Origin of the sequence: Halomonas sp. TP35, assembly GCF_052375975.1 — a bacterium.
GTDB lineage: Bacteria > Pseudomonadota > Gammaproteobacteria > Pseudomonadales > Halomonadaceae > Vreelandella > Vreelandella citrativorans.
This window is the reverse complement of the sequence record NZ_JBQSUZ010000011.1, coordinates 38,643-64,181: the sequence shown is the minus strand read 5'-3', so window position 1 is coordinate 64,181 and position 25,539 is coordinate 38,643. Positions and strand designations below refer to the sequence as shown.

Here is a 25,539-nt window from a genome sequence, read left to right as displayed (position 1 = left end):
GAAACCACTTTTCAAGCGACATCGGTACGATCCCGGTACCTCAGATAAAGCCGCTGGATGGTACGTAGCGCCATTAATAAAAATGCCGCACAAACCGTGAAATAGATGATGCTCTTGGGCAGGTCAACCGACACCATCAGGCTATTGGTACGTGCTGCCAGCTGATAGGCGATCCACGCCATTGCTATATAAAAGCCAAGGCTAACCAGCCCCACCAAGCGCTCCAGTAAGCGTGCCTGCCACTCCGGCATGTAATGGTAGAAGAACTCCACCATGATGTGGCTGCCGTTGCGGGCGGCCATTACGCTGCCCAAAAAGCCAACCCCAATCAGCAGATATCGGGCAATTTCCTCGGTCCAGCCGATAGAACTGCCCAGCACATAGCGGCTAAAAAACTGAGCGAAGACCACTAGGATAAGTGCCCAGAACAGCGTCAGGGTCACAAAGTCTTCAATTCGATAATCACTCAGCTTGAAGGGGGCATCGTCGAAGGCGGATTCAAAATCCACCATCGGGTCAATGCTGGGCGGTACATCTTCGCGTGCGTCACTCATGGCACAATACTCCAGACACTTCGCTAAAAAGTTAGCGAAGTGCTCGCTGAGGTTGGATTATTGGCCGATAGCCTGCAGACGATCGTAGATTTCCTGGTCCCAAGTGGCGGCAGTGCCGTTATGAGCGGGCATGACGGCCTCGCGGAAGATGTCGCGATCTACTTCGTTGATGGTATTACCCTGTTCCTCAAACCAGGCGACCAGCTCTGCCTCAGCCTGCAGGATATCCTGGGTGTTGTTCTCAGCAGCTTCCTGGAACACCTCGCGGAATATTTCCTGATCCTCTTCGCTCAGTTGGTTCCACCGCGGTCCACCTACGATCGTGATCAGCGAATCAGTAATATGGCCGGTCAGATTGATGTAATCCTGTACCTCATGAAATGCCTTGGCGCGAATGGTTGGCAGCGGATTTTCCTGCGCGTCAACCACGCCTTGCTGCAGGGCCAGGTAGACTTCATCGAAAGCAATCGGGGTGGGGTTAGCGCCTACTGCGTTAGGCATCATCATGTACATCGGCGCGTTGGGCACACGTATTTTGAGGCCAGCCATATCCTCGGGTGTATTGATCGGCGCATTCGACGTTACATGGCGTTCGCCATAATAATTGAGCGTCAATGGCACGTTCCCGGTTGCATCCTGGTAGCCCCGGGCAATTTCCTGAAACAGGTCACTGTCAGCAAAGGCCTGCCAGTGATCAAAATCACGGAACATATACGCAGCCCCCGCAATACCGATTGGCCCATAACCGCGGCCAGCAAACTGCGTGCCGGTATAAATGACATCCACCGTACCTAGCCCAAGCCCTTCGTTAATATCTTCCTCTTTACCCAAAGAAGAAGCGGCGTATACCTCCATGGTGTAACGGCCATCGGTGCGCTCTTCAATTTCATCCGCCGCCCACAGTGCCCACTTATGGAAAGGTTCCGACGTTTCATAAACGTGGGCAAAACGCAGGTTCTCGGCGGCCTGTACCGCACCGGCCACGCTGATACCTGCAGCGATTAGCGTAGCGGTGAACAGGCGAGACATGGCTAGGTGGTATTGGCTTTTGTAGCGCATCTTATTTTCCTCACAACCATTGGATTTATTGTTGGTTATTTGCGAGTAGCACTTGCGAATAGCAATAGCGGATGTAGCTGACCATCTTGCTGTATACGTATCATACCAGCAGTTTAAAACCTAGCTGGTGGCCTTCAATTGCGCAACTACCTTCATCTAAACAGATTTACCTATCGACCCGAAATGTAGCGGTGCGCTAGAGTAAGTCATGCTCTGGTATACCTGTCATACAGAACAACCATCTATAACAACCATCTATAACAGCATCTATAACAACATAGGCGACCCGGTATCAACGGCCGGTCGCCTGAACATCAGGAGGCGCTCATGCAACCACTATCTCTGACCGATACCCTTCCCACCGACCTGGATAACGCCCTGCTTGTGGGCCGCGTATGGCTGGATGGCACACACCCGGGCCCCGCATTGGTCACGGTGCACGAAGGCAACGTCATCGATATTACAGAGTTTGGCCCCACCATGGCTGACCTACTGGAGCGCGACGATGTGCTGGAGGTGGTGCGGCGCGCAGAGGGTGCATCATTGGGCAGCATCGAGACGCTGCTGGCGAATTCCCAACAGGCTCAACCTCAAGCGCCCTACCTGCTTGCCCCCTGCGATGTTCAGGCCGTTAAAGCCTGTGGCGTCACCTTCGCCGTCAGCTTACTTGAGCGGGTAATCGAAGAGCAGGCGGGCGGCGACCCGGCTAAAGCCGTTGCGCTGCGGGATGACCTGCAGGCACTGATTGGCACCGACCTTTCCAAGATTGCCCCCGGGTCTGAAGAAGCCATGGCGCTTAAGACAGCGCTTCAGGCGCGCGGTGGCTGGTCACAATATATGGAAGTAGGTATCGGCCCCGATGCGGAAGTGTTTACCAAAGCACAGCCGCTTTCCTCGGTAGGCTTTGGTGCGCCAGTGGGGTTGCATGCCTCCTCGGAGTGGAATAATCCTGAGCCCGAAATCGTGCTGGCCGTGGACAGCCGCGGCCAGGTGCGTGGCGCCACCCTGGGCAATGATGTCAACTTGCGCGACGTTGAAGGGCGCAGCGCTCTACTGCTTGGCAAAGCGAAAGATAACAACGCCTCCTGCTCGATCGGTCCGTTTATTCGCTTGTTTGATGACCACTTTACTATCGATAGCGTGCGCAACTGCCAAGTCTCACTGCGTATTGAAGGCGAGGATGACGACTTCCTGCTTCAAGGCGAGAGCGATATGCGTGAAATCAGCCGCGACCCGCTGAACCTGGTACGCCAAACCATCGGTGATCACCACCAGTACCCTGATGGTTTCATGCTGTTTCTGGGTACGATGTTCTCCCCTATCAAAGACCGCGATGGCAAAGGCCAGGGCTTTACTCACCACCTAGGTGATCGCGTCACTATTTCTACCCCAGCCTTGGGTTCACTGGTTAACCCGGTGGGCAGAAGCGATCAGTTGCCGCCCTGGACCTACGGCATTCGCGAGCTGATGCGTCACTTGGCCCGCCGCTGATCTTTTCACTTTTTAAATCACACCAGGAGAGTGCAATGACAACAATTACACACATTGATATCCAGGATATCCGCTTCCCCACCTCGCGCTCGCTCGATGGCTCGGATGCCATGAATGCAGCACCCGATTATTCAGCCACGTATGTCATCCTGCATACCGATGACGATAGCCCGGAAGGCCATGGTTTAACCTTTACCATTGGCCGGGGTAACGAGATTGTAGTCACCGCCGTACGCTCCTTGGCGCCGCTGATCGAAGGTCGCGAACTTGCCTCGATTACCGACAATATGGGCGCGTTCTGGCGCGAGCTCACCGGCGACAGTCAGCTGCGCTGGATTGGCCCCGATAAAGGCGCGATTCACTTGGCTACCGCCGCCATCGTTAACGCTGTGTGGGATATGTGGGCAAAGCGCGAAGGTAAGCCGGTATGGAAACTTCTGGTGGATATGACCCCGGAGCAGCTGGTGCGCTGCCTTGATTTCCGCTTTGTGACCGATGCGCTAACGCCTGAAGAAGCGATCTGCCTGCTGCGCCGCCAAGCCCCCGGTAAAGCAGCACGTGAAGCCGAAATGCGCCGCGATGGCTACCCCGGCTACACCACCTCCGCAGGCTGGCTTGGCTACAGCGATGAAAAAGTGCGCAGTTTGGCCCGCGAAGCCTTAGCAGAAGGCTGGACCCACTTTAAACAGAAAATTGGCGGCGATATTGAAGAGGATGCCCGCCGTGCCGCGCTACTGAGAGAAGTGATCGGCTGGGACAACGTGCTGATGATGGACGCCAACCAAGTGTGGGAAGTTGACGAAACCGTCGCCAAAATGCGCCGCCTAGCTGAATTTGACCCACTGTGGATCGAAGAACCCACCAGCCCCGACGATATTCTGGGTCACGCGGAGATCCGCCACCGCGTCGCGCCTATCGGGGTCGCTACCGGCGAACACTGCCACAACAAAGTGATGTTCAAACAGTTCTTTCAGGCGGATGCCATTGATTACTGCCAGTTGGACGCTGCCCGCCTAGGTGGCCTCAATGAAGTAATTCTAGTAGTACTCATGGCCGCCAAGTTCGGCGTACCGGTTTGCCCGCATGGTGGCGGCGTTGGGCTGTGCGAATACACCCAGCACATCTCGTTGTTTGACTACATCGCGGTATCCGGCGAGCTTGAAGGGCGGGTGCTTGAGTATGTGGATCATCTTCACGAGCACTTTATTGATCCGGTAGTGATCAACCATGGCCGTTATCAGGTACCCGAGGCACCAGGCTACAGCATTGCCATGCACGCTGAGTCCCAGGCACAGCATCGCTACCCTGAGGGTGCAGCCTGGCAGGAAGTGGGCCAATGACAGACACCGCTACCTTTCTAAATGAGCTGAATAGCCTGCTGGGCGAGCGTGGCCTGCTACGCGAGCCGGAGGCCATGGCGCGCTACGTCAGCGACTGGGCCGGTGATACGCTGGGCATGCCGCTGGCCGTGGCACGCCCGGCAGATACAACCGAAGTCTCTGAGGTCGTCAGGCGCTGCTATGCACAAGGTATCGCGATGACGCCCCAGGGCGGTCACAGCGGCCTAGTGGCAGGCGCCTTGCCCGCCGCAAGCGGTCAGGAGTTGGTGATCAGTCTGGAGCGTATGAATAGCGTACGCGCCATTGATCCGATCAATTTCACCATCACGGTGGATGCGGGCTGTATTCTCGAAAACGTCAAGCTGGCTGCCTTTGAGCATGACTGCGAGTTTCCGCTTTCGCTAGGCGCGCAGGGTAGCTGCCAGGTTGGTGGCAACATCGCCACTAACGCAGGCGGACTCAATGTGCTGCGCTACGGCATGATGCGCGAGCTGGTGCTTGGTCTTGAGGTCGTGCTGCCGGATGGGCGCGTGCTGGATAGCCTGAATGCCCTGCATAAGGACAACCGCGGTTACGACCTTCAACAGCTGTTTCTGGGCAGTGAAGGCACCCTGGGGATCGTTACCGGCGCAGTGCTCAAACTCTCGCCTCGCCCGACCCAGAACCGCACCGCCCTGCTCGGCCTGCCATCGGTCCAGGCGGTGATCGACCTATATGGTTTAGCACGACGCGACTGCTGCGATTTGCTGACCGCCTTTGAACTCATTCCCCGCCGCTGCATTGAGCTTGCGATAGAGGCAACGCCTGAGCTACGCGATCCGCTGGAAAGCGCTTACCCTTGGTACGTACTGATGGAAGTCGCAGCCACGGGGCCGGTAGATCTAGGCGCCATGCTGGAGCAACTGCTGGAAACCGGTATGGCGCGTGAGCTGGTACTTGATGGAGCGCTGGCATCCAGCGATACCCAGTCCGCGCAGCTGTGGCAGTTCCGCGAAAGCATGCTGGAAGGTCAGCGGCGGCGCGGCGAGCATTTGCGTACCGATATCTCAATACCTATCTCAGCCATCCCAGACTTTGTCACTCGCGCCAGTGATGTAGTAATGAACGCGTCTCCCGAATGCGAGATCATCGCTTACGGCCACGTGGGCGATGGCAATCTGCACTTCAATATCCTGCCGCCCGCTGCGCTTCCTGACGCGGATAAAAAAGCCCATCTGCACGCCTTGGAAGAGCAACTTTTTGACGTGCTCGATGAGTTTCACGGCAGCATCAGCGCCGAACACGGCATTGGACGTACCAAGCAGGCCGCCTATCTGGCGCGGCTTTCGCCTTTAGAGCGGGAGTTGATCAGCGGAGTTAAAGCCCTGTTCGATCCGAAAGGGTTGATGAACCCCGGGCGTATTCTGCCTAACTACTCACCTGACAAAGGCTAATCGCCAAACCAACCTCGCCGCGCAGGGATTTCCAGCGCGGCGAGATTAGCCATATCAATAGCCCATCACCCCAGGCAGCCAAGTGGCCAATCCTGGTACAGCAATCAACAGCAGAATGGTCGCTATAATAGGCAGCAAAAACGGCAGTACCGCCTTGACCACCTGGCCGTAACGCAGTCGTGTAATGCCTACCATCATGAACAGCACCGTGCCGAACGGCGGCGTAATCACCCCAACCGATAGGGTAATTACCATCACGATACCGAAATGCACCGGGTCCAAACCGGCACTCAACGCCGCCGGTACCACAATGGGTGTAAAGATCAGGATGCTTTCTATCACCGACATAAAGCAGCCGATCAGCAAGAAGAACAGCGCAAAGCAAATCAACAGCGCAATAGTGGGCATATCGACACTGGCCACTTGACCGGCCAGCGCCTGGGGAATGCCCATACGCACCAGAATCCAGCCATAAAAGCTTGATACCGCAATGATCAGCAGGATGACCGCGCTGAACATCAGCGTGCGCCGAAACGCGTCGTACAGGCTCTTCAAACTCAAGTCACGATAGATCACCCCACCCAGTATCACCGCATACAGCGAGGCAATCGCGCCGGCTTCTGTCGGTGTGAAGAAGCCGCCCCAAATACCGCCAACGATGATCGCAGGCATCATCAAGGGTAAAATGGCCCGCTTGCCGGTTCGTACGACCTCGCCTGCATCAAAAGGCACGGGAGCGGGCATCACGACTTTTCCCGTAGCGCCGAGTAAAACGGTCATGCCCATAAGCAGCAGCGCCATCAAAATACCCGGCACGAGTCCCGCCATAAAGAGCCCACCGATGCTTACATTGGCGAGCCAGCCGTAAACCACCAGCGCGATACTAGGCGGTAAAATCGGGCCGCCTACACTCGAAGCTGCGGTAATTCCAGTCGTATAGTCCAAGGCATAGCCGCGCTCTTTCATCGCCTTGATTTCGATACTGCCAAGCCCCGCGGCATCGGCCACCGCCGTGCCGGACATGGTGGCAAAGATAGAACTCGCCACTACGTTGGCGTGGCCCAGCCCGCCTTTGGTAAAGCCCACCAAAGCCGTCGCAAAATCAAATATCCGGGTAGTGGTCGATCCCAGGTTCATGATGTTGGCCGCCAGGATAAACAGCGGAATCGCCATCAAGGTGAAATTATTAAGCGTTTGCACCATGCGCAGAGAAAGCAGCTCAACCGGCAAACCGCCAGCCCCGGTTACCGCCAGCGCAATAAACGAGGTAACCCCAATCGACACCACCACGGGCAGGCCAATCATCATTAACAGCAGCAACCCGCCGACGAATATCGCGAGTTCCATCATGGCGTTATCTCCTCGTGAGCAGGTTTATTCAACCACGTGACGGGGCCACGTAAAGTCTGCCAGGTGGCAATCAGCGCCATGGCCACAAAACTGAATAACAAGCCGTAATAGAGATAGGAAAAGCTGATACTCAACGAAACTGTTTTATTGTTGGCGCTCATATCGGACATGATCCAGGCGCCCCAGCTCGCCAGCACGAAAAAACCGACAGAGATAATGGCCGTCATCCGATACTGCACCTGATGACCCAGCGCACTCAGCCGGTGACTAAACAGGTCCACGACCAGATGGTCGCTGCGCACCCAAGCGGAGATCGAGCCAAAACCAATGGCGTAAATAGCCAGCAGCGAGACGACTTCCTCGCTCCAGGGCATGCCCCAGTTGAGCAAATCGCGGGCAACCACGGCGGCCACGATCAAGCCTAAAATGCCGACTAATAGCGCTACACCCACGGCATCGCATAGGCGGGTGACATAGCGCAGGGTATAAAAAGCCAAACGATCGGCTCCGTTTGCGGGTGGCAGTGCTCCATCCACAAGATAACTCCTTACCTAAGACGGTGGCGGCATCATCATGCCGCCACCTGGTGATGATCAGTCGCTTGCTTGGCTCGCGCTGATAGCGTCGTCGCGTACACCGTCGGCCATTTCTGACAGCACACGATCAATGGCGGGCATGGCCGCTTCACGGAAGGCTTCAGTATCCGGCTGGACAACCGTCATACCCTCTTCCTGAAGGGCATCCAGATAAAAATCATCCAGTTCAAGCTCCTGCTCGGTGCCGTAGGCACGAGCGACATCAACCGCCTCAGAAATCAGCGCCTGATCCTCTTCCTCCAAGCCGTCCCACCAACGCGCGCTGGCAACCCAGCTCCAGGGGAACTGCACGTGGCTGGTGGTAATGAGATAGTCCTGCACTTCCCACAAGCGCCGCGTGTAGGGCGAAGAGAGGGAGTTTTCGTGGCCATCAACCTGGCGGGTCTGCATGGCGAGATAGATTTCCGGCGCGGGCACGTTCACTACCTGCGCGCCCAGTTCCTCCCAGACCTCTAGCCAGATCGGTAATGACGGCAGGCGTAGCCGGAAGCCTTGCAAATCTTCTGGCGTATGGATTTCTTTATTGGCGGTCATATGACGTGGGCCACGGTGCTGAACACCCAGAAACTTAAGGCCGCCCTGCTGTTCTGCCTGTTCGATCAGCGTCTGGCCCGATGGGCTATCGATATAGCTGTCTACCTCATCCCAGGTCGTGAACAGGAAGGGCACGGTAATGGCGTCGTACTCCGGCGCATATTGCTGGCGCCAGTTGCCACCGGTGAGTGAAAGCTGGGTCTGGCCCAGGTTGAGCAGCTCCAGTACGGAATCTTCACCGCCCAAGGAGCCCGCGAGGAAAGGCCGTACGTTGAAGCGCCCCGGCGCCTGCTCTTCCAGATACTCCGCAAAGCGTTCAACCGCTGCACTTTCAGAGCCGCCTTCACTCATGGTGTTGTTAACTTGAATTTCAATCGGGTTGGCCAGCGCGAAGGGAGCAACCGCTAAAATGCCTAACGCGGTGAGCGTGGCAAACAGTGATTTTTGCATGAGATGTACTCTCTCAATTTGTCGTTATAGGCAGAATGGTGCGATGTTGTTCTATCGATCTTGAAACAAGCCGCCGGTACGCTCAAATCGACGTTCAAGAAGGCTGACTTCGCAAAATACGATGGCTGGAGACTCCATGACAGCGGGCGTTTGAGGGCTCTCGTAAAACAGCATACGACTAAAGATGAAGAAGCACCGGCAGTCGTTAGCCTGATTTATTCAGGGGCAGCCGGTAAGGGAGGGCTCAGAATGTTAATGAGCTTTCTCCAAACGCGAACCCGAAGGGGGACGCGTAGCCTTTAAGAAGACGTCGTTTCAGCCTTAACCAGATGATCGACTAAATGACGGGCAGTGGCCGGTAGCGTGGCGTAGCGGCGCATACCGATCACCAGTTCGCGCTGCGCCCAAGGGTCGCTAAGCGGAATACTGTTCAACTCCAGATCGCCCAGTTCACGATAGATGGTCTTTTCAGGCAGTATGCCCACGCCCATCCCATGATGAATCATGCGGCAAATGGCATCGAAGCTACGCACCTGAATGCGCATCCGTAACGCCTTGCCAGCAATATTGGCTTGTTCATGCAGTAGTGCTTGCAGCGAGGCATCCTGCTGGAGGCCGATAAAATCGAAGTCGAGCGCCTCATTGAAGGCAATACTTTCACGCGCCGCCAGCGGGTGATTGCCAGGCGTTACCAATACCAACCGGTCATTCCGGTACGAAAGCTGTTGGAGGTCAGGTGCCGCGACATGCCCAGCGAAGATGCCGATATCGGTCAATCCATCGCGCACGGCGGCCACAATTTCACTACTCACCCGCTCCTGCAGGTCGATTTTAATATCGGGATAGTGGTGAGAGAAAGTGCTGAGATCCTGAGGAAGAAACGCAATAATGGCCGAGGTGTTGGAGTGGATGCGCACATGGCCGCGCACCCCTTCGCCATATTCACTTAGCTCCGCTTCCAGGCGCTCGATATTATCCATAATGCGCCGGGCGTGGTGCAGAAACGCCTGGCCAGCGGGGGTTAGCTCAACGCCTCTGGGGCGGCGATACAGCAGCGTGGTCCCGACCAGCGCCTCAAGGTCGCTAATCCGCTTACTCACCGCAGCAAGCGCTAAATGCTCACGCTCAGCCGCTGCCGTCAGGCGTCCTTCATCTGCCACAGAAATAAACAGTTTAAGGGTGACAAAGTCGAAGCGGCGCATGATCAAATCTCTTAACTAACAGTCTGCCCATGCTAGCGCATACCTTCGCCAGCCACGAACCCTTTGTTACCCATTGCCTAATTGTCGCCTCTAAACGGCTGCCCCATGCTGGCGCTCACTACGAATAACGACAAGTAGAGGAGAGCCTTAATGAACGCTCCTGAAGCGCGCAAGCTTCCCTTACAGGACCTAAAAGTACTTGAGCTAGGCCAGCTAATTGCCGGCCCCTTCGCCACCAAACTGCTGGGTGAGTTTGGCGCTGACGTAATCAAGATTGAGCCGCCCGGCACCGGCGACCCACTTCGCAAATGGCGAATGATTGAAGACGGCACCTCGCTTTGGTGGCACGTGCAGACCCGCAACAAGCGCTCAGTGGCGCTGGACTTACGCAGCGAAGAGGGCCAGGCCCTGGTGCGCCAGCTTGCCGCCGAGGCAGACGTGGTCGTGGAGAATTTTCGCCCCGGCACGCTTGAAAGTTGGGGGCTAGGCTGGGAAGCGTTATCAGCCCTCAACCCACGGCTGATCATGGTGCATATTTCGGGTTACGGGCAGACCGGCCCCTACCGCGACAAGCCCGGCTTTGGCGTAATTGGCGAAGCAATGGGCGGGCTACGCTACCTTACCGGCCAGCCGGACGAACCATCCGTGCGGGTGGGCGTGAGCATCGGCGACTCGCTTTCCGCCCTTTACGCGGTGATCGGCACCTTGTTGGCTCTTCAAGAGCGCGACCGCAGCGGCCTGGGCCAGGAAATTGATGTAGCGCTGTATGAATCAGTGTTTGCCATGATGGAAAGCCTGCTGCCGGAGTTTGATGCCAGCGGCCAGATCCGCGAGCCCAGCGGCAGCGCCCTTCCCGGCATTACGCCTTCAAACGCCTACCGCTGCCTGAACGGCGACTACGTGCTCATCGCCGGCAATGGCGACAGCATTTTTAAGCGCTTGATGGGCGTGATTGGCCGCGAGGATTTAGGAAGCGACCCAGCGCTTGCCCATAACGATGGGCGCAGCCGGCAAGCCACCATGATTGACGCAGCCATTGAAGCCTGGACGCTAGAACGCCCGCGCGATGTCATTCTACAAGCCCTGGACGATGCCCGGGTGCCCGCCGGCTACCCCTATACCGCTGAAGATATCGCCTTTGACCCTCACTACTTGGCGCGGGAGATGATTCAAACCTTTACCCGCCCCAATGGCCAACCGCTCAAAGTGCCCGGCGTACTGCCCAAGCTAAGCGCCACGCCTGGGCGTTTGGGCAATGGCGGCCCGAGCCTCGGTCAGCATACCGACGACGTACTGGACGAGCTGGGTATCGATCAAGAAACCCGCACCAAACTGCGCCAAGCAGGCATCATTTAAGGAGTTTGTTATGAGCCAGTTATCACCCTGCCCTTTGAGAATCGAAATCAATGAAGTCGCCCCCCGTGACGGCCTGCAAATTGAAGCGCGTTTTGTACCCACACAGGACAAAATCCGCTGGATTGACGCACTCTCCACCACGGGTCTCAAGCGCATCGAAGCGACGTCGTTTACTTCCCCCAAGGCGATTCCCAACCTGCGCGATGCCGCCGACGTTGTTACCGGCATTCAGCGCCGGGAAGGCGTAGATATCACCGTGCTGGTACCTAACGTAAAAGGTGCCGAGCGCGCGCTTGCCTGCAACGTTGATGAGATCAACCTGGTGATGTCAGCAAGCGATAGCCACGGCCTAGCCAACCTGCGCATGACGCCCCAGCAATCCCTTGAGCAGTTCGCGGCTATCCTGGACGTGACGCAGGGCAGCGGCGTGTTTATCAACGCCTCGCTCTCCACCACGTTTGGCTGCCCCTTTGAAGGCGAAGTGCCCGAAGCGCGGGTACTGGAACTGGTTGAACAGCTGATTGCGCTGGGCATCCAGGGTGTCACGCTGTGCGACACCACCGGCATGGCCAACCCAGCTCAGGTCAAACGTCTGTGTGAAGCGGTGCTTGAGCGCTGGCCCGAAACGCCGTTTACCCTGCATGTTCACAACACCCGCGGCATGGGCCTGGCCAATGCCCTGGCAGCCTGGCAGGCAGGCATTACCCGCTTCGACTCAGCACTTGGCGGCTTGGGCGGCTGCCCCTTTGCCCCCGGCGCCACCGGCAACGTATGCACCGAGGATCTAGTGCATATGTTTGAAGCCATGGGTGTGGACACCGGCGTTGACCTGGACGCCCTGCTTAACGTCGCCGCTACTCTCCCCGAGCTTATCGGCCATGAGGTACCGGGGCAGGTGGTGAAAGCGGGTAAATCGACCCGGCTTTATGCGATGCCAGTAGCCCATGCCTGAGCGCTAGTTCTAGTAACTCCTTTCGTTACAATTCAAGGAATTTCCCGCCGATAGAGCGAATAACCAGAGACACGCCACCGTTCGCCTGTACGGGTATCGTAATAGCCACCCTCGGCGCTGCGCCCTTCGTTTTCTATCTTCCAGTCGCCGCCGCCATCGTAGCTAACGGCGGTGACATCCTTGCCCAGCAGGCTGCCTTCGTTAACGCCGTCAAACAACAGTCCTTCTTCCGGCGTGATATACAGGGCATAGCCCACCAGATCGCTATCAAACTCATGCAGCTCGGCTAACTGCTCGCCATTCCAGTGCCAAACAGAGCTGGGGTGGTGAACAAGCTGTTCCCTGGGCATTAAGGACATGGGGCGCCCCTTGCGGGCCAGAATATAGACCTCGCCCTGTTCATTGGCGGCGATGTCGTTAACCCCATAATCACCTATTGCTACGTCGAAGATTGGTTCGTCTTCGCCCCAGGGAAGCGAGTAGATGACGCTCTCGCCACGGGCCTCATCGAAGAACGCCATGCGCAGCGCGTCATCCTGCCCCAGCGCGACCAGGTCGAAACGCTGACGTTCGTTTTCAGGGTTACGCGCGCCCTTTGGAACAGGAATTTCCTCCCAATGCTCACCGCCGTCCTCGGTACGCCAAATATGGGGGCCCCAACCAATCAGGTAACCGCGCTGGGCATCGATAAACCGCAGAGCCGAAATATTTTGATTTTCGGGCCAGCGCATTTTTTCCCAGGATTCGCCATGATCAGTGGATTTAAATAGCTGAGTGGCTTGTGGGTGATAACGCTGTCCTCGGGGCTTATTAACAGAACGATCCGACCAGCCTGTCGCAAGATAAAGCGTGTTCCAGTCGGGAGAAAGCCACCAGTCTGCCTGCTGTGCGTACTCTTCGAAGCGCCGCTCTATGCCCTGCTCAAGCGAACCTCCAAGGATGCGTACGGAGCGACGATTGGCTGATTCACCCGGGTCATACATCCAACTCTCGGTAAACTCAGCTCGGTCTGGGTCACTACGCTCCTCAACAGGTTTAGTGGTAACCTCTGGATTCGTTAGCTTCATTGATAGTACTTGCTCGCCATGCACCCGAAAATCCCCAGGGCCATAAGGGGTATCTTCCTTGATAAAGTCGTTACTAATACTCTCCCACATATCTCCACTCCCTATGACATATCCGGCTATTGCAATGATCAGTACGGCGATTGCCCATCGAACTCGACGCATAGTTACTCCTAACGAAGATGCTGCATTAACCGCGAGAGCGCCTGCTCTACAGCACTGATGCTTTCACTCACGGCTCCGGCCGCTGCATGTGCACCGCTTGAGATGGCATTTCCAGCACCCTTAAGTTTATCCTTACCTACCTCGAAAGCGCTGTCAGTTGCTTGCTTCCATGTCTCGCCATCTAACCACTCTTCAGCGTTGGGTTGGGTGCCGATTCGCATCAAATCGGTAATCGATAAGTCAGCAAGCCCTGCATCCAGGTAAGCTGGCACATGGGTATTGAAAGCAAAAGTCTTGAAAGTGACAGGATTGACCTCCAACTCATACTGAGGAACTTCCATCTGCACAGTGCGATTGGGGTAACGGCGGCATACCACTGTGATTTCATCACCGTCCATATTGTCGTTAAGACCAATCTCTATATTTCTTTGTAAGAACAACCTAGCGTCAGATAGCCATTTTTTTCCGGCTTCGCTTAAGCGAGGCTCCAGCCGCTCTCCATAGGTATAGCAATAGTAATAACCGTAGCTAATGTAATAGTCAGGCGGCAGATGTCCACAGCCGATATGGCGCATCATGAAATTAGAGTGCCGCGACCAGTGAGCATGGGCACTCTCCGGCGCAATCAGTTCATCACGGTTGGCCAGGAAGCGTCGAACTACGTCAGAATCACTAAAGGGATTCCACCAAGTGGCCCACGCTTTCAAGGCTTCCCAGCTTGCCACACCACTTTTCTCAATGAACTCGTCATGCAGGGGTCGATAATACCATTCACAGTTGCCTAAAAAGCTCTCGTTGGCTGGGGGTACCTGCTTGTTACACACATGCAGACTCACGGCGACAGGCTGGGTGTCGTCGGTGGGGGTGTAGGCCGCGTCAGTAGCACCTAGAACGTCATTCGTAGACACGCTTAGTCTCCCAGAATATCAATGTGCAAGCGGCCGGGTACGTCGCTTTCGGTAAGCCCGGTTTCACCCAGATTGTTCGTGCGCCCCTCTTTGACGACACTACCTTGTGCATCGGTAATGCGATAACGCATATTGGCAGCGGGTATATCGGTGCCGCTCCATGTGGCGATGAATGCCTGATTATAGCTACCGGGCAAGTGCTCCCCACCTGTTGGCTTGAGCGGCTTCAGAACTGCCTGCCCACTCCCCACGCCGGGGCTGCCACCGGAGTTGATGCGTACCTGAGGGCCTGAAATGGTAACACCGCTGGGGTCGAGCTTAACGAAGCTCCCGCCAGCCTTGAGGGTGATTTCCGCCCCGGCATCGATAACGGTTTTTGCCCCTGCTTTTTGATGAACCTCCTGCCCGGCTTCCACCAGCAGTGCCTGGCCGACTTTTTCATGGCGGGTGCCGCTGATGATCAGATGGTCATCACCGTCTACCTGGGTATGACGGTTGCCATGCACCGTATGGTGGTCGTCGTTGTCAATCTCACTGATACGGTCGTTACGTACCTTGAGGTGACTATCGTTCTGGATCTCTTCAGTGCGGTCGTTAAGCGTCAACAGCCCCAGGTCTTTCTGGGCGTGGAGCCAGATCTGCTCCTCACCGGCTTCATCTTCAAAGCGCAGTTCGTTGAAGCCTTCGGCCTTGTGACTTTGGGTGCGAATGACCGTGCGCGTCTTGTGTTCGGGCAACGGATATGGGGCGGTGTTCACCGCGTGGTAGGTACGCCCGGTGACCAACGGCTGATCCGGATCGCCTTCGAGGAAGGAAACGATCACTTCGTGGCCGATGCGCGGAATCGCAATACTGCCGTAGCCGCCGCCTGCCCAGCCCTGAGCCACGCGCACCCAGCAACTGGCCGTTTCGTTGGGTTCGGCATAGCGGTCCCAGGGGAACTGTACTTTTACGCGGCCGTGCTCGTCGCAGTAAATTTCCTCGCCTTCCGGGCCGACCACAAACGCCACCTGCGGCCCATTCACGCGCGGTTTGGGATTAGGCGTGGCACGCCAGGGAGCGTCGCCGGGCATGAGGGTGACCTGATTGACGTATCGCGTCATGCCGCTGGCATCGCTGTGCGTCATACCGTCCTCTTCCAGCGCCTGGGGCTGCTCGCCCGTATGGTGTACTGCTACCACCTGCCAGTCGCGGTTAAGGCTTTGCGTGTCGTGGTCGGTCAGGCTGAAGCGCACTCCGGGGGCAAGTTCGGGCAGGTCACTTTCGGCGCTGGCGGTGATAGCGTCGCGGCGCAGCTCTTCCAGGCGGATGCGGGTAAACGGCTGGCCGGAGGCGTCCTGCTTGTAGCGGCCGGGGTAATCGAAGTGCTCGTAGTCGGTCTGCTGACCGTGAGCGTCCACGTCGCGGCCCAGGTGTTCGTGCAGTTGGGCGTAGGCCGGGTTCTTGAAGCTGTAGTCTTTTAAGGTGGCAGTGGCCGCTGCCACGCGGGCGGTGTGGCTGAGCTTGCGCACATGGCGGGTGGGGGCGGTGCCGCCGGCGCGGCTGTGGTAGGTGCGCTCGCCTAAATTTGCCAGCACTTGAGGATCATCAGCAAAGACCAGCCGGTGGGCGCCCTCTTCAAATTCATGGAAATAAAACAGCCCCTCTTCGGCAGCCAGACGTTCGACAAACGCCAGGTCGGTCTCGCGATACTGCACGCAGTACTCGCGCTCCGGCAGTTCCCGGGCCACGGCAAACGTCACATCGGTAATACCCCGCTCATCGCATAGGGTATTGATAATGGTAAGCGGGTCGACCTTTTGAAAAATACGCGAATTCTGGCGCAGCGAAAGCCGCCAGAGTGCGGGGCGTAGCACCAGGGAATAGAAGGTGCGACGATGGCCTCGATCGCCCTGGCTAAACTCGCTGATGATGCCGTGTATCCGGCGTAGCGGTTGGCCGTCCTGCCAAATGGTCAGAGTGGCTTCGCGATCCAAGAGGTCACTGGCGTCCAGACTGCCATCACGGCTAGCCAGGCTCACCACTAGCTCAAAGGGCTGGGAGAGCGCTTCGTGGTGGGTAAAGTCAATCACCGCGATATCGTCAACGTCAGGCAAGGTTAGGGTAAATTGCAGACCCGTATTCTCTGCCCCAGTACCTTCTGGCCCAGTACCTTTTGACATGCTGCCGCTCCCTGGGTCGTTATGCTACTAGTGATAAACGAGTAGCATAACGACCTAAGGTAAGAGGACAACCCTCTGAGGTCACGAAGCGGTAATGGCTTACAGGGCTGTAAGATATTGCTTACAAATAGAATATTTAAATTTTTTTAGCACACCGTTTTACTTGCCTTTTCAATCCTGCCAACGTAACACCTCAGCCATACAAACGTCACACAACAGCAACACCTTCAACGCAAGCTGGCCAACAATAATCAACCGCTGGTGGTGAAGACATGAGCCTGTGTGTATGAGCCAATCGCGTATCCGCCTGGAGCGCGTTACTAAACGCTGGGGCGCGACGGCCGCTGTCGATGAAATTTCTTTTGAGGTAACGCCCGGCCAGTTTGTCATTCTGCTGGGCCCCTCAGGTTGTGGAAAATCGACCACGCTGCGCATGATTGCGGGCCTGGAAGAGGCAAGTAGCGGGCAGATCCATATCGGTGAGCGCGATGTTACACGCTTGCCGCCGGGCGACCGTGGCTTAAGCATGGTGTTTCAATCCTATGCGCTATTCCCGCATTTAAGCGTTGCCGACAATATCGTATTTGGCCTGCGCAGCCGCAAGGTGCCCAAAGCTGAACAGTGCGAGCGGCTGGCCAAGGTGGCTGAGCTTGTCGACCTTACCGATTACCTGAACCGTAAACCTGCCCAACTCTCTGGTGGCCAACGCCAGCGGGTGGCGCTTGCCCGTTCGATTATTTCTGAACACCCGATCTGTTTGATGGATGAGCCACTCTCCAATCTGGATGCGCGGCTGCGCAGCGATATGCGCCGGGAAATCAAGGCGCTACAAAGCCGCCTGAACATGACGGTGATTTACGTGACCCACGATCAGGTCGAGGCCATGAGCATGGGGGATCGCGTGATTCTGATGCAGCATGGCCGCATCGTTCAGGACGGGTCGCCTGACGAGCTTTATAACCAGCCTGCCAGCGCCTTTGCCGCTAGCTTTATAGGGAGTCCTGCCATGAACTTGCTGCCACTTGTTAAAGGCGACCAGGGTGCTGTTATCGACGGCGAACCGACCACCACGGTAGCGCCGCTGGAAGCCGTTGGCGGTCAGCTAGGTATTCGTCCGGAGGATATTGAGTTGCGCCCGGCGTCGAAGCCAGGCGTGCTGGCCACCGTACTTAGCGAGGAGTATTTAGGCGCCGACACGATTGTCCATGTGGCGGTGGGTGCACACAGCCTGCGCGTACGCATCAACGGCAAACCCGCACTGACTGACGGCACTTGTCGGCTCTATTGGGCGCCAGAAAACGCCCACTTGTTTGCGAATAACGGGTTACGTCTGGATAGCGTTTTGCCAAGTGCGTTACCAGGCTCGCCTCGCGTCGTTTCTCGTCCACCGGCGGTGGGCTCTTTCCAACACTGATGTTCGTGGAGTCTTTTATGCGTTTGCGTATCCCCTTCGCTACCACTGCGCTTGTGGCTGGCATGTTAAGCGCCACCCAGGTCAACGCGAATACCGTTGACCTGACCATGTACTACCCGGTTTCAGTGGGCGGCGCGCTGACGAATGTCATTGATGACTTAGTGGCCGAGTTTGAGAGCGAGCATCCCGACATTTCGGTAGAAGCCATCTACGCGGGCAACTACGACGATACCCGCGTGCGTACCATGTCGGCAATTGAGTCAGGCGATACACCGCAGCTATCGGTGATGTTCTCCATCGATCTTTACGAACTGGTTGAGCAGGACGCCATCGTGGCGTTCGATGATCTGGTCGAAACCGATGAAGAGCGCGAATGGCTCGACAGTTTCTACCCAGGATTGATGGAAAACGGCCAACTGGATGGCAACACCTACGGCATTCCTTTCCAGCGCTCCACCATTGTGCTGTTTTGGAACAAGGACGCTTTTGAAGAGGCCGGTTTAGACCCTGAAACCCCGCCAGAAAACTGGCAGGAAATGGCCGAGATGGCGGCAACGATTCGCGAAGCCTCCAACGGAGAGCAGTGGGGGGTCATGGTGCCGTCTACCGGCTACCCGTACTGGATGTTCCAGGCGTTCGCATTTCAGAACGGCCACCGCCTGATGAGCGGAGATGGCACCGAGGTCTATTTTAATGATCCCGCCGCCGTTGAAGCGCTTGAGTACTGGGTGTCGCTAACAACCGAACATGACGCCATGCCGGATGGCACCATCGAATGGGGCACGCTGCGCCAGAACTTCCTTGAACAATCTACCGCCATGATGTGGCACACCACCGGCAACCTGACCGCCGTGCGCAATGAAGCCGGTTTTGATTTTGGCGTCGCCATGCTGCCCATGAACACCCAGCGCGGCAGCCCTACCGGCGGCGGCAACTTCTACGTCTTTAAAGACGCCTCTAAAGAAGAGCAGCGCGCTGCGATGACGTTTATCCGCTGGATGACCGCCCCCGAGCGCGCCGCCGACTGGTCGATTGAGACAGGCTACATGGGCGTTAGCCCCGCCGCGTATGAAACCGATGCACTGCGCGAGTACGTGGAGAGTTTCCCGCCCGCTGCCGTTGCCCGCGACCAGCTGGAATATGGTACTGCCGAGCTTTCCACCTATCAGGGCGGCCGCATTCGTCGCACGCTGGATAACGCCGTTCAGGCAGCGTTAACCGGCCAGATGGAACCGGAAGCCGCGCTTAACCAGGCCCAGCAGGAAGCGGACGCCATACTGCGGCGTTACGCACGTTAAGCCCTTTCTTACCCATTCGCCGGGGTTCGCCCCGGCGTTTCCTATAAGTGGCCGCTCCCCATGGCATTAACCGCCCACCACAAAATGCAGATGTATGGCGCGCTGCTGTTACTACCCGCCGCCGTGCTGTTAGCCACTTTTGCGTACCTACCCACGATTACGACCGTGATTCAAAGCCTGTTTCTGCCCGGCTTTCGCGGTGCCCCGCCGGAATTTGTCGGGCTTGAGAATTATCGTTTTTTGTTCGATGACGCCAAGTTCTGGAAGGTGGCGCGCAATAACTTGATCTACGCGTTGGGCACAATCCCCGCCTCCATCGCCCTGGCGCTCGGCATGGCACTATTCGTTAACGGCAAGCTGCCGGGGCGCGGCCTTGTGCGTATGGCCTACTTCACACCAACTATTTTGCCCATGATTGCCGCGGCCAATATCTGGATGTTTTTCTATGCCCCGCAAATTGGCCTGTTTAACAAGCTGCTCGGGGCACTGGGGTTTGCCGGGGTGAATTGGCTGGGCGACCCAAGCGTCGCGCTCGGCTCGGTGATAGTGATGTCGGTCTGGAAAGAGGCCGGCTTTTTTATGATTTTTTATCTTGCGGCGCTTCAAGGCATTCCGCCTGAGCTTAAAGAAGCCTCCGACCTTGAGGGCACCAGCCGCTGGAGCTTCTTCTGGCGAGTGACGTTTCCGCTATTGATGCCGACCACCCTGTTTGTGCTGATCAACGCATTAATCAATGCGGTACGCGTGGTTGATCACCTGTTTATTCTGACCAAGGGCGGCCCCAATAACGCGACCAATCTGCTGCTGTATTACGTCTACGAAAATGCCTTCTCGTTTTTTGATCGCACCACGGCGGCCACCATCACAGTGGTGATTCTACTGGTACTCGCGGTGGTTGCCACGCTGAAGTTCACGATCCTGGACCGCAGGACGCACTACCAATGAGTTCAACCACCACACACTCAAGCACCAGGAACTCAATGTCCAAATCTCGCCAGCTATCCATTCCATCACTTGAAACCGTGGCGGCGTGGCTATTGGCAGTGATTTGGATTTTTCCGCTGCTGTACGCTTTTTGGGCTGCCTTCCACCCCAGCGAATTTATGGTGCGCTTTGATCTATTCGCCCCGCTGACGCTGGATAACTTCGTTAACGCCTGGGCGCAGGCGCCCTTCGCCCGCTATTACTTCAACACCTTTGCTCTGGTTACCGGCGTGGTATTGGGCCAATTTGTGGTGTGCACGCTGGCCGCTTTTGCCTTTGCACGATTTCCCATTCCGGGTAAAAACCTGCTGTTTATGCTGGTGCTGATTCAGCTGTTTGTCTTTCCCGAAGTGCTGATCGTGGAGAACTACCGTATCGCCAGCGAGCTGGGGTTAATCAATACCATCACCGGTATTGGCCTGCCTTATGTGGCCAGCGCCTTTGGGATTTTCCTGCTGCGCCAAACGTTCAAGACCATTCCGCGCGAGCTTGAAGATGCCGCACGCATAGAAGGTTGCAGTTGGCTGGAAATTCTCTGGAAGGTCTACGTACCGTTGGCCAAGCCTACCTACCTGGCCTATGGACTGGTTTCCATCAGCCACCACTGGAACAACTTTTTATGGCCGCTGGTGGTCACCAACTCGGTGGAAAGCCGCACATTAACCGTTGGTTTGGGCGTATTTTCCGCTCCGGAAACCGGCGTTAACTGGGCAACGGTCAGCGCGGCCACGTTAATCAGTATCGCGCCGCTGTTAGTCGCGTTTCTGCTCTTTCAGCGCCAGTTTGTGCAGTCATTTTTGCGCGCGGGGATTCGCTAGGCTTTTTACGAAAATCCTAAGCAAACGCGTAAGAGGCTTTTCGTGCGACAATCCCCGCTCGGCAAAAAGGAGAGCGAGGATGCACGGCGAACCCAACCCGGCGGCCCTCAAGGTGCTGCAGAAAGTCTTTGGCTACGACAGCTTTCGCGGCCCGCAGCAGGCAATTATTGATCATGTGGTTGCCGGTGGCGATGCGCTGGTACTGATGCCCACTGGCGGCGGTAAATCGCTGTGCTACCAGATCCCCGCGTTGTTACGCGAAGGCACCGCCATCGTGGTTTCCCCGCTGATCGCGCTGATGCAGGATCAGGTGGCGGCACTCGTTCAGAACGGCGTACGCGCCGCCTATCTCAACTCCAGCCTCGACTATCATGAGGCGGTCGAGGTGGAGAATCGCCTGCGCTCAGGCGAGCTGGATCTTTTATACGTTGCGCCCGAGCGGCTCGCCATGCCGCGTATGCAGGCGCTTCTTGAGCAGGCCCGGATTGCCCTGTTCGCCATTGACGAGGCCCACTGTGTTTCCCAGTGGGGCCATGACTTTCGCCCCGAGTACCGCCAGCTCTCCCAGCTGCATCAGCGCTTCCCTCAAGTGCCGCGCATCGCGCTCACCGCTACCGCCGATGTACCTACTCGGGGCGATATCGTTGAGCATCTGCAGCTTCAAGATGCGGCGCTTTATAACAGCGGCTTTGATCGTCCCAACATCCGCTACCATATCGCTGAAAATCAGGGCAACGCCCGTGATCAGCTGCTGCGCTTTATCCGCGACAACCACGACGGCGAAGCCGGGATCGTTTACTGCCTATCCCGGCGCAAGGTAGATGACACCGCCGCCTGGCTTGAGCGCCAAGGGCTGACAGCACTGCCCTATCATGCGGGGCTTCCCGCAGAGCAGCGCCAGCATCACCAGACGCGTTTTCTGCGCGAAGATGGTGTGATTGTCGTCGCCACAATTGCCTTTGGCATGGGCATCGACAAGCCGGACGTGCGCTTTGTCGCGCATCTCAATCTGCCCAAGAGCATTGAAGCCTACTATCAGGAAACCGGCCGCGCCGGGCGCGATGGCCTGCCTGCCGATGCGTGGATGTCCTACGGCTTGCAGGATGTCATCACGCTGCGCCAAATGCAGCAGGACTCCAGCGCTCATGATCACCAAAAGCGCATTGAGCAGCAAAAGCTTGATGCCATGCTGGGGCTTTGCGAGATCATCAGCTGCCGCCGTCAGGCGCTTTTGCACTACTTCGGCGACCATTTGGATGCGCCCTGCGGTAACTGCGACAACTGCCTGACGCCGCCCGAGACCTGGGACGCCACGGTGGCCGCGCAAAAGGCGCTGTCGTGCGTTTACCGCACCGAGCAGCGCTTCGGCGTCACCTACTTGGTGGATGTGTTGCTGGGTAAAAGCAACGAGCGCATCACCCGCTTTGGTCACGACAAGATCAGCACCTTTGGCATCGGCAAGGATCGCTCGGCCAACGAATGGAAGGCGCTGTTTCGCCAATTGATCGCCAGCGGCTTTCTAAGCGTGGATATGGAAGGTCATGGCGGGATTCGCTTAACGGCAAACGCCAAGCCAGTGCTGCGCGGCGAGCAGTCGCTGACCCTGCGCAAGCCCAGCAAAGCCAAGGCCGCCCGACGCGGAAACAAGGGCGCCTCGGCAACGCCGGGTCACGGCGCGCTGTGGGAATCCCTACGCCAGCACCGCAAGGCGCTTGCCGAAGCCCAGGGCGTGCCTGCTTACGTTATCTTCCACGATGCCACGCTTGCCGAAATGGTCGAGCAGAAGCCGCAGAATTTGCAGGCGCTTGGCGATATCTCCGGCATTGGCGCACGCAAACTTGAGGATTACGGCGAAGGTTTTCTGGCGGTGATTCAAACCCACGGCGATGCCACGTTTTAAGTACAGAGGCCGTTACCGGCAGTGTTCACCACGGGCGATAGCGGCTTGGTCAAACACGCCGGTATCCAGCACCCAGCCGGTCACTAGCGAGGCGGGCGTAACATCAAACGAAGGGTTCCACACCGGCGCATTTTCCGGCGCCCAAACAACATCCCCGAACGCCCCGGTGGCGCCGCGTATTTCCGCAGCGTCGCGCTGCTCAATCGGAATGTCATCGCCGGTGGCACAGGCCTTGTCTACTGTGGTGTAGGGCGCCACTACGTAGAACGGCACCTTATGGTAGTTGGCGACCACTGCCAGCATGTAAGTACCCACTTTATTGGCGAAATCCCCGTTGGCGCAGATGCGGTCGGCACCGACCATCACTTTATCTACTTTGCCTGCGGCCATTAGGCTTGCGGCCATGCTGTCGGCAATCAGTTGATACGGAATATCCAGGTCCGCCATTTCCCAGGCGGTTAATCGGCCGCCCTGAAGCAGCGGGCGGGTTTCGTTCACGTAGACATGCAATGCTACGCCGCGCTTTTTGGCGACCGCCAGCGCGCCAATCGCTGTGCCGACACCGGCCGTGGCCAGGGCACCGGTATTGCAGTGAGTAAGCACTCGCTCGCCTTCTGCCAGTAGGTCCGCGCCGCGCTCGGCCATCTGCAAACAGAGCTCGCGGTCCTCTTCAAACAGCGCGGCGGCGCGCTCAGAAAGCGCAGCCGGCCCTTGGGCGAAGCAGGCCTCCATGGCATCCAGGCAATACATCAAATTAACCGCCGTGGGGCGCGTGGCACGTAAGCGGTCACTTACCAACTGCCACTCGCTCTCCTGACCGGGATGTTGCGCCGCATACTGTGCCAACACAAAGGCCGCACTCAGGCCAATCAGCGGCGCGCCGCGAATCGCTAGGCTTTTCACCGCCACCTGCCACTCCTCCGGGCTGGCACAGCACACCCACGTTTCGGCCTGCGGCAGGCGAGTCTGATCCAGATACTCAAGCGAGTCGGCATACACCCGCAAACTGCGTGACTGAAGATGAGGCATCAGGGGCTCCTTGAGTACTGAAATAAAGAACGGATGAGAAAGCACGTATGGAAAGAACGAATACGGCGCGCGGCTTATCAGCCGCGGAGCATATCATATAGAATGAAGGCCTTTGAAAGCGACGCGATACTGACCCTACGATGATATTACAAGACGAACTGCTAGCAGCGATCTCTTGGGCGGCCCAGCAAGGCTGGACGCCCGCCACGGGCGGTAATTTTTCTGCCCGTGTGCCGCAAGGTTATCTGGTCACCGCTTCGGGCCGTGATAAAACGCGCATTCAAGCCGATGACTTATTGCTTTGCGACCTTGAAGGGCGCGTACTTGAAGGCAGCGGCAAACCCAGTGCGGAAAGTGACCTTCACGCGGCACTTTATCGGATGGACGAACAGATTGGCTGCGTACTGCACACCCACACAGTGGCAAGCACCGTCCTTTCGCGTCGTTTTCCTGAAGGCATTGCGCTAAGCGGCTTTGAAATGCAAAAGGCGCTACAGGGTAATAGCACTCATGACGCCACCATTCACTTGCCGGTGGTACCCAACTCCCAGGATATGAGCGAGCTTGCCGACCATGTACGGGCAGGTTGGCCGATGCTCTGGGGCTTTCTGGTCGCGGGCCACGGTATTTATGCCGTGGGCAGCAGTATTGCCGAGTGTCGTCGCCATTTGGAAGCCATTGAGTTTTTACTTGCCTGTGTCCTTGAAGAGAGCCGGTGGTCCAAATGATCAATCGTCCAGATGTTAATAAGCCAAGTCTTGATAACACAAACATTCGCGCCGTGGTCACCGATATCGAAGGCACCACGACAGATATCAGCTTTGTGCATAAGGTGCTGTTCCCCTACGCTCATGATCAGCTCCCCGAATTTGTCTACACTCACTCAGCGCAACCCGATATAGAAGAGCAGATAGCCGCAGTGCGCGATGAGCTCAAGGAGCCGGACGCCTCGCTGGATAAAGTGATCGAAACGCTGCTCTACTGGATCGAAACTGACCAAAAAGTCACGCCGCTCAAGGCACTTCAGGGCATGATGTGGGCCGATGGCTATCAACGTGGCGCCTTTAAAGGGCATCTGTATAGCGATGTCGCCCCGCGTCTTCGTCAGTGGGCAGAAGCCGGGAAGCAGCTTTACGTCTACTCGTCAGGCTCCGTGCAGGCGCAAAAGCTGCTGTTTGGCTACAGCACAGAGGGCGATTTAACGCCGCTGTTCAGCGGCTACTTCGATACGCATATCGGTCACAAGCGCGAAGCCTTGGCGTATCAGCATATTGTCAGCAAGCTACAGCTCCCCGCCGACGAAATCCTGTTTCTATCCGATGTGGTAGAAGAGCTGGATGCCGCCAAGCAGGCGGGCATGCAAACGCTACAACTGGTGCGTGAAGGTACTCAGGCTGGTACGCAGCACGCTTGCGTGACAAGCTTCGATGAGATCAATCTCTAACAACTTAGCCTTTAACAGTTCAAGTATTAGCTAGCG

The 25,539-nt window shown here is 57.0% G+C and carries 22 protein-coding genes; 12 read left to right on the top strand and 10 right to left on the bottom strand.

Features of this window, described 5'->3' with window-relative positions; all coding sequences use genetic code 11:
* Positions 1-11: 11 nt before the first annotated feature.
* Both ACT3RU_RS13115 and ACT3RU_RS13110 read right to left on the bottom strand, forming a co-directional pair.
* The gene (locus tag ACT3RU_RS13115) at positions 12-554 is read right to left on the bottom strand and encodes a TRAP transporter small permease (RefSeq protein WP_192527899.1); all 543 of its coding nucleotides are present in this window, start codon (positions 552-554) and stop codon (positions 12-14) included.
* A gap of 57 nt (positions 555-611) precedes the next feature.
* Positions 612-1,613 (bottom strand): sialic acid TRAP transporter substrate-binding protein SiaP, encoded by a 1,002-nt coding sequence (locus ACT3RU_RS13110; protein WP_192527898.1) that lies wholly within the window; start codon positions 1,611-1,613, stop codon positions 612-614.
* A 327-nt stretch (positions 1,614-1,940) separates the two neighbouring features.
* Here ACT3RU_RS13110 and ACT3RU_RS13105 point away from each other — a divergent pair, with 327 nt between their 5' ends.
* The 3 genes from ACT3RU_RS13105 to ACT3RU_RS13095 are packed head-to-tail and all read left to right on the top strand — an operon-like array spanning position 1,941 to position 5,877.
* On the top strand, positions 1,941-3,104 hold the full coding sequence (locus tag ACT3RU_RS13105) for a fumarylacetoacetate hydrolase family protein (RefSeq protein ID WP_192527897.1): 1,164 nt from the start codon (positions 1,941-1,943) through the stop codon (positions 3,102-3,104).
* 35 nt (positions 3,105-3,139) lie between these two features.
* Positions 3,140-4,444: an L-fuconate dehydratase gene (locus ACT3RU_RS13100; protein ID WP_192527896.1), complete on the top strand. Its 1,305-nt coding sequence runs from the start codon at positions 3,140-3,142 to the stop codon at positions 4,442-4,444.
* Positions 4,441-5,877 carry an FAD-binding oxidoreductase gene (locus ACT3RU_RS13095; RefSeq protein ID WP_192527895.1) on the top strand — a complete coding sequence of 479 codons (1,437 nt, stop codon included), beginning with the start codon at positions 4,441-4,443 and terminating at the stop codon, positions 5,875-5,877. Before ACT3RU_RS13100 ends, ACT3RU_RS13095 begins: the two co-directional genes overlap by 4 nt.
* Positions 5,878-5,931: 54 nt before the next feature.
* Here ACT3RU_RS13095 and ACT3RU_RS13090 read toward each other — a convergent pair whose 3' ends face one another.
* From ACT3RU_RS13090 to ACT3RU_RS13075, 4 genes are all read right to left on the bottom strand, one after another.
* Positions 5,932-7,227 (bottom strand): TRAP transporter large permease, encoded by a 1,296-nt coding sequence (locus ACT3RU_RS13090; protein ID WP_192527894.1) that lies wholly within the window; start codon positions 7,225-7,227, stop codon positions 5,932-5,934.
* Positions 7,224-7,763, bottom strand: coding sequence for a TRAP transporter small permease (locus ACT3RU_RS13085; protein ID WP_192527893.1), 540 nt, complete (start codon positions 7,761-7,763; stop codon positions 7,224-7,226). The genes ACT3RU_RS13090 and ACT3RU_RS13085 overlap by 4 nt, the downstream gene beginning before the upstream one ends.
* Positions 7,764-7,820: 57 nt before the next feature.
* Positions 7,821-8,807 (bottom strand): TRAP transporter substrate-binding protein, encoded by a 987-nt coding sequence (locus ACT3RU_RS13080; RefSeq protein WP_087111111.1) that lies wholly within the window; start codon positions 8,805-8,807, stop codon positions 7,821-7,823.
* Positions 8,808-9,106: 299 nt separating this feature from the next.
* Complete coding sequence (locus ACT3RU_RS13075) at positions 9,107-10,009, bottom strand: LysR family transcriptional regulator (RefSeq protein WP_192527892.1); 903 nt, start codon at positions 10,007-10,009, stop codon at positions 9,107-9,109.
* Positions 10,010-10,159: 150 nt separating this feature from the next.
* On the opposite strand from ACT3RU_RS13075, the gene ACT3RU_RS13070 reads away from it, so the two are divergent.
* Together ACT3RU_RS13070 and ACT3RU_RS13065 are read left to right on the top strand one after the other, a co-directional pair.
* On the top strand, positions 10,160-11,365 hold the full coding sequence (locus ACT3RU_RS13070) for a CaiB/BaiF CoA transferase family protein (protein WP_192527891.1): 1,206 nt from the start codon (positions 10,160-10,162) through the stop codon (positions 11,363-11,365).
* A 10-nt stretch (positions 11,366-11,375) separates the two neighbouring features.
* A complete protein-coding gene (locus ACT3RU_RS13065; protein ID WP_192527890.1) occupies positions 11,376-12,317 on the top strand; it encodes a hydroxymethylglutaryl-CoA lyase in 942 nt (313 codons plus the stop codon).
* Between the two features lie 32 nt (positions 12,318-12,349).
* Here the strand turns inward: ACT3RU_RS13065 and ACT3RU_RS13060 are convergent, their stop codons facing one another.
* The 3 genes from ACT3RU_RS13060 to ACT3RU_RS13050 are packed head-to-tail and all read right to left on the bottom strand — an operon-like array spanning position 12,350 to position 16,616.
* Positions 12,350-13,546, bottom strand: a complete 1,197-nt coding sequence (locus ACT3RU_RS13060; protein WP_483392718.1) for a WD40/YVTN/BNR-like repeat-containing protein — start codon at positions 13,544-13,546, stop codon at positions 12,350-12,352.
* A gap of 8 nt (positions 13,547-13,554) precedes the next feature.
* The gene (locus ACT3RU_RS13055; protein WP_192527888.1) at positions 13,555-14,454 is read right to left on the bottom strand and encodes a hypothetical protein; all 900 of its coding nucleotides are present in this window, start codon (positions 14,452-14,454) and stop codon (positions 13,555-13,557) included.
* Positions 14,455-14,456: 2 nt separating this feature from the next.
* Positions 14,457-16,616, bottom strand: a complete 2,160-nt coding sequence (locus ACT3RU_RS13050) for a type VI secretion system Vgr family protein (RefSeq protein WP_225733858.1) — start codon at positions 16,614-16,616, stop codon at positions 14,457-14,459.
* A 286-nt stretch (positions 16,617-16,902) separates the two neighbouring features.
* Between ACT3RU_RS13050 and ACT3RU_RS13045 the strand changes: the two genes are divergently transcribed.
* The 5 genes from ACT3RU_RS13045 to recQ all read left to right on the top strand — a co-directional run bounded on the left by ACT3RU_RS13045 (position 16,903) and on the right by recQ (position 23,030).
* Positions 16,903-18,030: an ABC transporter ATP-binding protein gene (locus tag ACT3RU_RS13045; RefSeq protein ID WP_192527887.1), complete on the top strand. Its 1,128-nt coding sequence runs from the start codon at positions 16,903-16,905 to the stop codon at positions 18,028-18,030.
* A 17-nt stretch (positions 18,031-18,047) separates the two neighbouring features.
* Positions 18,048-19,328 carry an ABC transporter substrate-binding protein gene (locus ACT3RU_RS13040; RefSeq protein ID WP_192527886.1) on the top strand — a complete coding sequence of 427 codons (1,281 nt, stop codon included), beginning with the start codon at positions 18,048-18,050 and terminating at the stop codon, positions 19,326-19,328.
* Positions 19,329-19,388: 60 nt separating this feature from the next.
* The gene (locus tag ACT3RU_RS13035; protein ID WP_192527885.1) at positions 19,389-20,273 is read left to right on the top strand and encodes a carbohydrate ABC transporter permease; all 885 of its coding nucleotides are present in this window, start codon (positions 19,389-19,391) and stop codon (positions 20,271-20,273) included.
* A gap of 35 nt (positions 20,274-20,308) precedes the next feature.
* Complete coding sequence (locus tag ACT3RU_RS13030; protein WP_412767838.1) at positions 20,309-21,130, top strand: carbohydrate ABC transporter permease; 822 nt, start codon at positions 20,309-20,311, stop codon at positions 21,128-21,130.
* Positions 21,131-21,209: 79 nt separating this feature from the next.
* A complete protein-coding gene (gene recQ, locus ACT3RU_RS13025; RefSeq protein ID WP_192527883.1) occupies positions 21,210-23,030 on the top strand; it encodes a DNA helicase RecQ in 1,821 nt (606 codons plus the stop codon).
* A gap of 12 nt (positions 23,031-23,042) precedes the next feature.
* Here the strand turns inward: recQ and mtnA are convergent, their stop codons facing one another.
* Complete coding sequence (gene mtnA / locus ACT3RU_RS13020; protein ID WP_192527882.1) at positions 23,043-24,059, bottom strand: S-methyl-5-thioribose-1-phosphate isomerase; 1,017 nt, start codon at positions 24,057-24,059, stop codon at positions 23,043-23,045.
* Between the two features lie 140 nt (positions 24,060-24,199).
* Here mtnA and mtnB point away from each other — a divergent pair, with 140 nt between their 5' ends.
* Positions 24,200-24,787 (top strand): methylthioribulose 1-phosphate dehydratase, encoded by a 588-nt coding sequence (gene mtnB, locus ACT3RU_RS13015; RefSeq protein ID WP_192527881.1) that lies wholly within the window; start codon positions 24,200-24,202, stop codon positions 24,785-24,787.
* Entirely contained in the window at positions 24,784-25,503 is a 720-nt protein-coding gene (mtnC, locus tag ACT3RU_RS13010) for an acireductone synthase (protein ID WP_192527880.1), read from the top strand. The genes mtnB and mtnC overlap by 4 nt, the downstream gene beginning before the upstream one ends.
* Positions 25,504-25,539 lie beyond the last annotated feature (36 nt).